The 4,095-nt window shown below is 59.7% G+C and carries 6 protein-coding genes; all 6 read left to right on the forward strand.

What is annotated here, in order from left to right:
* Positions 1-625 (forward strand): glycosyltransferase (locus tag EN991_RS25970; protein ID WP_164769373.1); only part of this gene is annotated, 625 nt, incomplete at its 5' end.
* A 57-nt stretch (positions 626-682) separates the two neighbouring features.
* Complete coding sequence (locus EN991_RS25975) at positions 683-1,117, forward strand: hypothetical protein (protein ID WP_127365510.1); 435 nt, start codon at positions 683-685, stop codon at positions 1,115-1,117.
* A 573-nt stretch (positions 1,118-1,690) separates the two neighbouring features.
* On the forward strand, positions 1,691-2,176 hold the full coding sequence (locus tag EN991_RS25980; RefSeq protein ID WP_127365509.1) for a hypothetical protein: 486 nt from the start codon (positions 1,691-1,693) through the stop codon (positions 2,174-2,176).
* Positions 2,177-2,507: 331 nt separating this feature from the next.
* A complete protein-coding gene (locus EN991_RS25985; protein WP_127369837.1) occupies positions 2,508-2,828 on the forward strand; it encodes a hypothetical protein in 321 nt (106 codons plus the stop codon).
* A 120-nt stretch (positions 2,829-2,948) separates the two neighbouring features.
* Positions 2,949-3,758, forward strand: coding sequence for a CpsB/CapC family capsule biosynthesis tyrosine phosphatase (locus EN991_RS25990; protein WP_127369838.1), 810 nt, complete (start codon positions 2,949-2,951; stop codon positions 3,756-3,758).
* The coding region (locus EN991_RS25995) for a polysaccharide biosynthesis/export family protein (protein WP_206519250.1) at positions 3,758-4,095 on the forward strand (338 nt) is incomplete at its 3' end. The genes EN991_RS25990 and EN991_RS25995, both read left to right, overlap by 1 nt.

The following is a 4,095-nucleotide window of genomic DNA, read 5'->3' on the forward strand; positions in this document are numbered from 1 at the left end:
GCCTGGCTCCGGCATCGACCTCGTGCGTTTTGCCCCGTCGTCCGAAGCGCGCACCGGGTCTGGCGCCATCGTCTTTCTTCTCGTGGCCCGGCTTCTCTGGGACAAGGGTGTCGGCGAGTTCATCACGGCGGCCCGTCGGGTTTGCCGTGAGGTGCCCGGAGTGCGTTTCCAACTGCTCGGCTTTCTTGATGTCGAAAACCGGACTGCGGTCAGCCGCGAGCACGTGGAAAAATGGGTTGCCGAGGGATTGGTCGAATATCTCGGTTCCACCGACGATGTGCGGCCTTTCATGCGTGCCGCCGATTGTGTCGTGTTGCCCTCCTACAGGGAGGGAACGCCGCGCTCGCTGCTTGAGGCGGCTGCGATGGGCAAGCCGCTGATCGCAACCGACGTGCCAGGATGCAGGGAAGTGGTGGACCACGCCGTCAATGGCTTCCTGTGCAAGGTGAGGGACCCTGATGACCTTGCGAACAAGATGGTCGAGTTTGCGCGGCTGGACGGCTCGTCCAGGGACAGGATGGGGGCCCGGAGCAGAAACAAGGTCGAGCGGCAGTTTTCGGAAACGATCGTCATCGAGAAGTACATGCAGCAGATAGAAAGACTGAGCGCCCTTGCGACGAAATGAGCGGACCGGCCGCACCGGGTCGGATGGAGGATGGTTTTGTCAGTCAGGAGCATAGCGTTGCTTGCCGTCGTGGCTGTTTTGTTTGGTGTTGGCTTTCTGGGCATAATCGTCATGCAGAGGGGCGGCCCGTCCCCCGCGAAGCCGGTAGCCGCGCTCGAGCCGTTTGACGGCAAGCTCGCCATTCCATCGGTCGATGATCTGCGCGTCGGCGGTCGCAAGATCCTGCTGTGCGGGGCGGCGTTTTCCAGGCCTCAGGCTATGCGCCTCCTGGTGACGGAAGCGGCGCGCCGAGACTATCAGGGGCTCGTCCTGGCCTGCAAACCTGTAGGTGCCGGAACACCTTGCGACGGCAAGATCGCTTCCAGGGTTGGCGATACCCTTGTTGTGCAGTGCCTGACGGCTGAGGGGGAAGATTTGGCCACCATACTTACGCAGGGCGGAATTCTCTGCGGCCAGCCGGTTCAGGCCGGCGCAACGTACAAACCTTGCTGAGCGGGATTTTCGGGGCCGCCGCAGCGATGCGATGCGTACCGCTCTTTCCCGGAACTCGACGCATAGTGCTCAATCCGTTCGTTTTGACGATCCGTCAGGGCAAGAGTGGCATAGAGATCGCGTCCGTCCGCAACGGCAAACAGAAGGATGCATATGCGCCTTCCGAGCTTCTTGGGGAAGATCCTGAAGAGGCAGAGGTTCCGCCGAATGGTAACACTGCCTCAGTGAGTATCGAACACGAATGCCGTCTGACGCTTGGCTAGTACAGGCTGTGGGGCTTCTTGCGCATTTAGCGTGCCTAATTTCTCCGCGACTCTGATCGGCCTGTCCTTAGGAACAATGGCGACGGAAAGGAAACCTCAATTTCTGTCTGTTAATAATAAACGTGCGCTGGCCAGCTAAATTGCTCATGCCTTCTCACTAAAGTACTGTGCTCGGACAGACACGCATCAGCTTAAATCGCCTCGCGCGCGCGAAACAGGTTGGAATTGTGGCCAAAAACTGGTACGCGCTAATGAACTGCCTTGGACTGGGTGCGCCGGAAGCGGTGCAGCAAGAGGGGATCGAAGACTGATGAACCTTGTGGTTAAAACTGCGCTTGCCGTATTTGTCGTGTCAATCGGGTTTGGTTCAGCTTCATCGTTTGCCCAGGATGCTTCGTGCAGCTGCGCGACACCCTATCAAGGTTCGGCAAGCCCGATCGGATCCATTCATTCCGCCATCGGTGATGTGATGGTGTCGCAAACAACGGGCTATGGCGCTGCCAAGGTCGGAAGCGCGCTCGATTTTGGTAGCCGTGTGGTGGTTGGCGCCAAGGGCGCGGCCTCCGTTCTGGTCGGCGGCTGCAGTCTGGAGGTTTCGGCCAATTCGAGCCTCGACGTTTCCCGCCTTGGCAACAACATCTGCCTCAAGCTTGTCGGCTCTGAGCAGACTGCTGCTATTCAGCCCTCCGGTGGCGGCGCCGGGTTCGGTCCGCCGGAGGCGATTTTCACGGGCGCGCTTCTGACGTCTGGCGTGCTCGCGGCGACGCAGGACGACGACAACGGCGTCAGCCGCTGACGAAGATTAAGCGGTGTTGGCCGCTGTAGTGAAAGTGCTGGATCGGTCGGCGGCCCGGCTAGTTTACTGGATTCGTTAACCATTTGCTTTATTGCTTGGGGTGGGGTGGGTGTGATTCGTACCAACAGGGCGAGTTGCAGGTTTTGGTGGGGTAAAAATGATGAGTTACCATCGGTTCGGGGCTGCTTTTGCTTTTGTTGCATTCGTCGCAGGGGGTGTCCTGTTGGCCGCGCCCGAGGCTGTAGCTCAGCAAACCTGTTCCTGTCTTGCGTCCGTGCCGGCGTCCGCAGACGCGATAGGTCGGCTTACGCAGGTCCGGGGTGATGTCCAGATGTCCCAGGCCGGCGGCTATGCAGGGGTGGATGCCGAGGCGCCGGTGTATGCGGGCGCTCGCATCATGACCGGGGCGCAGGCGTCTGCTTCGCTGGCTATCGGAGCCAATTGCGCGCTCGATATTCCAGCCAATGCCACCGTCAAGGTCGACCCTATCGAAGGCGGCATGTGCGTTTCGCTTGAGACACCAACTGCGACGATCGTACCCGCCAGCTCAGAACCTGGCATGCTGCCGGTTCTCTTGGGCGGCGCCGCCGTCGGTGGTGCCGCCGCCCTTATTATCGGCCTGCAGGATGACGACGACGCGGTCAGCCGGTAGGCGGGATACGACACCCGTTGTTTTGTGTAAATTTGTCAAATGCGTCATTCGCCTTCATGCGGGTGACGCATTTCTATTTTGTCGAGGCGAAGCTTTGCCTCCTCTCAACCAGAAACGCCAATGATCGACCTGCATTCACATATCCTGCCCGGTCTCGATGACGGTTCTCCTGACTTGGCCATGTCGCTGGAGATGGCACGGCTGGCAGTCGCCGACGGTACAACGCATATGGCATGTACGCCGCATGTGATGCCTGGGGTTTATGAGAACGCCACGCCAAACATTGCCGAGGCTGTTCAGGCGTTGGAACTGGAGCTTCATCGCGCTGCCATACCGCTTACCTTATACATTGGCGCTGATGTTCATCTCGCGCCTGATCTTCCCGATCGATTGAGGCTAGGTACGGTGCCCACTCTGAACGGATCCCGCTATTTCCTGTTCGAGCCGCCACATCACATTCTGCCTCCGCGGCTCGAAGACTTCGCCGCCCGTCTCATAGGCGCCGGCTTCGTGCCGATCCTCACTCATCCAGAACGGTTGACCTGGATCAAGGCGAATTACGACGTCATCGAGAGGTTGAATACGCTAGGCTGCCTTATTCAGCTCACGGCTGATTCTGTGACGGGGGTCTTTGGACGTACGGCGCTGTACTACTCGGAGAAGCTGCTGGATGAGGGCAGGGTGGATATTGTCGCCTCCGATACGCACGGCGCCAGCCGCCGGCGGCCAGGGCTTTCGCAGGCGGTTGTCGCCATCGCGAACCGGTGTGGGGAAGATGAGGCTTACAACATGGCAGTGAAACGCCCGGACGCGATATTGCAGGATCGGCCGCTCGTGCCCATCGGAAAGCAAAGCGCGAGAAAGTCGGGCGGCAGCAGTGCGGGGCGGTTTGGCGGATTGGGCCGGTTGTTCAAGAGCGGGGCTCTTTGATGGGCATTTTCGATCTTGCAAGAAGTCGTGCGGGCACCGTGCCCGCCTTACTCGCATCGCTAGCGTTATCTGCGTGCGCAAGCACGTCGTCGACATCGACGTCCACCACCAGTTCTGTCGATGCGCTGCAGCCGACGGCGTCTTCATCGGCGCTCTCTGGCGGTGGTACGCTGCAGGTGGTCAAGGATCTTCCGCCGCCGCAGAATACCCAGAATGGCAGCGAGCAGCCGCTGTCCGCCAACGATGTGCTCGAGGTCAGTGTGTTTCAGGTCGATAATTTGAACAGAACAGTTCAGGTCGACGCAGGCGGGCAGATTTCGCTTCCGCTGATTGGAAC

Origin of the sequence: Mesorhizobium sp. M7A.F.Ca.US.005.03.2.1 (genome assembly GCF_003997795.1) — a bacterium.
Lineage (GTDB): Bacteria > Pseudomonadota > Alphaproteobacteria > Rhizobiales > Rhizobiaceae > Mesorhizobium > Mesorhizobium ciceri.

Coding starts and splice junctions, on each gene's coding strand:
- EN991_RS25985 (WP_127369837.1), top strand. CDS start 2,508: ATGTCCCAGGCCGGCGGCTATGCAGGGGTGGATGCCGAGGCGCCGGTG.
- EN991_RS25990 (WP_127369838.1), top strand. CDS start 2,949: ATGATCGACCTGCATTCACATATCCTGCCCGGTCTCGATGACGGTTCT.
- EN991_RS25980 (WP_127365509.1), top strand. CDS start 1,691: ATGAACCTTGTGGTTAAAACTGCGCTTGCCGTATTTGTCGTGTCAATC.